The following is a 4,042-nucleotide window of genomic DNA, read 5'->3' as shown; positions in this document are numbered from 1 at the left end:
TCTCGGCGAAGTTGAGATACACCGACTGCAGGTCCAGCTCGGATATCGCCCAGGCGATGCCGCCGGCCCCCACCCCGTCGCGCTGATCCGCGGCCGCCACCGCCCGGACCTCGTCCAGCCCGAACCGGGCCGGCAGCCGCCGCACCGGGCGGACCCGGCCCACCGCGACCTGAGAGACCGCCGCGGCCACGCTGTCCGACTCGAAGGTCTTCTCACCGGTGCTGCCCATCGCCGGCCGGCCGATCAGCGTGTGCAGCCCCGCCTGCGGGTCGCTGTCCAGCCGCACGTAGTTCACCGCCACCATGCCCCGGCCCGGCTTGACCGGGACATCCTTGGCGAACCGGGATCGCACCAGCTTGGCATCCTCCACCGCCGCCAGCCGCAGCTCCACCCGGGAGCCGAAGCCGCTGCGCACCGGCGGGCGCAGCTCGGACTCCCGGTCGGCGGTGACCACCACATGCACCCCGAACGACGGGCCCTGGTTGATGATCTGGTTGACCTGCTCGACGAGCACCTCGTTGTCCTCGGAGAGCGCCCGGTAGTTGTCCACCACCAGGTAGACGTCGCTGAAGCCATCGTTGGGCACCGAACCGGGTGCGTCACCGAACTTGCGCTGCCGGAAGACGCCCATCGACGCCACGTCGTGCTCGAGGAAGCTGCGTTTGCGCTCCCTCATCAGCGCCAGCAGCTCGGCCACCGTGCGGCGGACCCCGTCCGGGTCGGTCGGCCCGCAGACCCCGCCGACGTGCGGCAGCCGCGCCACCGTGGTCAGCGCGGTGCCGCTGTAGGCCAAACAGTAGAACTGGACCTGCTCGGGGGTGTGGGTCAGCGCCGCCGAGCAGATCAGGGTCTGCAGCGCGGTGGTCTTGCCCGCGCCGCCGGCGCCCAGAATCAGCACGTTGGCGCCCGCCCCGGAGGTGTCCACCGTCCACGGCGGCTGGTCGTGCTTGAACGGCCGGTCGATGACCCCGATCGGGAAGACCAGGTCCTCACGGGTGCCGTAGTCCTGCTGCCACGGGTGGCCCAGGTATCTGTCGACCAGCGCGTCGACCGGCACCGGCACGTCCAGCGGCGGCTGCCAGAGCCGGTACGGCTCGAAGTCGATCCGGCGCAGCTGGTCGATGATCACCGTGCCGACCTTCGGTATCCGGATCGCGTCCTCTTCCCGCTCCTCGGGCTCGGCGACGGTGGCCGGCTCGGCGGTGATCGCCGCCGGCTCCTCGGCCGCCTCGATCTCCTCGGCGCCGCTGACCGACACCGCCAGCGGGGTGAACGCGGTGGTGAACAGCTGCGGGCGGATGTAGTCGACCGCGTGCGCCATCGGCAGCACCTCGTCGTCCAGCTGCCCACCGCGGTGGTAGTCGCGCCAGAGGAACTCCGCCTGGAACCGGATCACCTCCTCACCGCTCTTGCGGAAGTACCCCAGGCCGGCCTTGGCCGGCAGGTTCACCGCGTTCGGCACGCCGGCAGCCTGCGCGGCGCCGGCGGTCTGCGCTTTCAGCACCAGCCGGTAGCCCATGTTCTCCATCAGCTTCTCGGCGCGGCTCTCGATGGTCTGCGACGCCATCATCAGATGCACCCAGTAGGCGCGGCCCTGCCGGCCGATCGAGTCGAGCACCTCCACCGCCGTCGGCATGATCCGGAACCACTCGTAGAACTCGTCGATCACCACGACCAGCATCGGCAGCGGGGGCAGGTCCTGGCCGCGGGCCATCATCCGGGACCGCACCTCGTTGTACTCCTTGGCGCCGTCGACCCCGGCGCTGTCGCACATCGTCTTGCGCCGGGCGAATTCCCCCCACATCGCCTCCAGGAAGCGCTCCATCAGCGCCTGGTCGTCTTCCAGGTCGGTGATGATCCGGGAGACGTGCGGCACCCCGGCGAACGGCTTGACCGCCGACCCGCCCTTGAGGTCGGCCAGCACGAACTGCAGCTCGTCCGGCGGGTGACGCAGCATCAGCGACTCGATCACCGTGCGCACCAGCGTCGACTTACCCGAGCCGGTGGTTCCGGACATGACGCCGTGCGGGCCGTCACCGCCCTCGTCGAGCGATTTCATGTCCAGGAACAGCAGCTCACCGTTGTCCGAGCGGTTCCCGAACGGGATGCGCAGCCGGCCCCGGCGGCCCGCCTCCGGGGCCGACCACAGTTCGTTGAAGTCGATCCGGCCGGCGTCTTCGATGCCGTAGTAGGCCATGATGTCGCGGGCGCCGATGTGCTGGGTGACCCGCTGGCCGATCTCCTCGTATGCCTCGGCCAGCCGCCAGTGCGCCATCCGCTGGGCGAACCGCTCGGCGTCGGCGACCGACAGCTGGTCGGCCAGCGCGAAGAACCACTCGTTGTCGTCGATCACCATCCAGGTGTCCCGATCGCGGGGCAGCGCGCTGATAATGCCCTTGTCGTCGAGCCGGAGCACCCGCTGCGGCACGCCGGTCCACTCCGGGGTTCCGGTCAGGTCGACGAAGGTCACCCCGTCGACGCCCTCGGTGGTGTTGACGTACTCCCACTGCGGGTCGATCGCGTCGGCGATGATCAGGTGGTGCGGCGTCGGCATCTCGGCCGACGAGCTGGCGTGCCGCGGCATGAACGATCCGCGCCCGGAGAACAGGTCACCGTGCTCACCGGCGAAGTCGCGCACCGAGCTGTACACCATCCGCGCGTTCCCGGCGGCATCCTGGCGGCGCGGGTCACCGAAATGCGGCAGCCATTTCACCCAATCCCATTGCGCCACATCGGAGCTGACCACCACCATGCGCAGATGATCCGGCCCGTGCGAGAACGCCAGCTGGCAGATGAGCGCCCGCATCAACCCCAGCACCCGCTCTCGCTCGCCGACCAGCGAGTACCACGGCTCGACCAGCAGCGACGCCATCTTGGGCAGGTTGTAGACGACGCTTTGATAGCGGCCGAACTCCTGCAACGCCTTGCCGGTGACCGGCTCGAGTTCGATGTCGGTCGGCATGTTCTGCGGCTCGCCCCAGGTCACCTCGGGCCGGGTCATGCCGACCCCGATCCGCGCCAGGCCGAAGTTGAGGTCCTTACCGTCCGGCTTGCGCTCCCACATCCGGGCCGACCCCACCGCGGCGGCCAGCGTCACCGGCGCCGGGTGGTACCACCGGTAGTTGGCGTCCATGCTGTCCGCGGACTCGGCGGCCGACTCCCGCAGCCGGTCCAGCATCAGCATGAACTGGGCCCGCATCGCGTCCAGCTTCGGCCGGCTCAGCTGCTGGTTGCCGCCGCCGAACCGGCCGCCGAACATCATCATCGCGACCCCGCCGATCATGAAGATCGGGAAGATCGAGCCGGCGCCGAGGAACATCCGCGATCCGCTGGCCACCGTCATCGCGACCATGCCGACCAACAGGCCGACCACCAGGACGCCGACCACCACCAGCCACCACGGCTTGCCCTCCGGCGGCGGGACGCTCAGCGGCGTCGGCAGCACGATGTTCTCCGGCTTGACCGCCGGTGCTCTCTCCGGCGTCGGCCGGGCGAATCCACGCTTCACTTCGGCATCACCAACTCCGCCGGGTTCATGTCGGTCTCCAGGGTGTCGTGGCGCACCATGGCATCCTTTCGGGACAGTGTCGGGCCGGGCGCCAGCAGCCGCAGCGCCACCGCCGGCGCCGGTGACGGCTCCTCGAGTAGGCCCAGCGCCTTGCGCTCGTCGTCACCGGCCACCCCGAACCGCACCCCGGAGGAGGACAGCCACCGGAGCGACTCCAGCGTGGTGGCTCCGGGATCGTTGCCGGTCACCGCGACGAAGTTCGCATAGCCCGGACCGAAGTAGACCCGATCCGCCTCGTCGTCGTCGTTGTGCGGCTTGACCAGCGTCACCACCTTGTCCATCTCGGCTTTGCGCACCGGGATGGTGGGACCGGACACCACCCGGATCCGGGCGCGGCCCTCGCCGCCGGAGCGCTCCCACCACCAGCAGGTGGACGGGTTCTCCCGGACGTCGGTCACCTGCAGCGGGCTGTCCGGGTAGGCCGACAGGTCCAGCCCGGTCACCACCGGCATCCGCGCCAGCACCGCGGGCGCG

The 4,042-nt window shown here is 70.1% G+C and carries 2 protein-coding genes; both read right to left on the bottom strand.

What is annotated here, in order from left to right; translation table 11 throughout:
• On the bottom strand, positions 1-3,508 hold a 3,508-nt coding region (gene eccCa, locus AC2VNT_RS06210; protein WP_486946020.1), incomplete at its 3' end, for a type VII secretion protein EccCa.
• A partial coding sequence (locus AC2VNT_RS06205; protein WP_486946019.1) for a type VII secretion protein EccB occupies positions 3,505-4,042 on the bottom strand: 538 nt, incomplete at its 5' end. The genes AC2VNT_RS06205 and eccCa, both read right to left, overlap by 4 nt.

Source organism: Mycobacterium sp. TH-M15, assembly GCF_057473705.1.
This window is presented reverse-complemented; position numbering and strand designations above follow the sequence as displayed.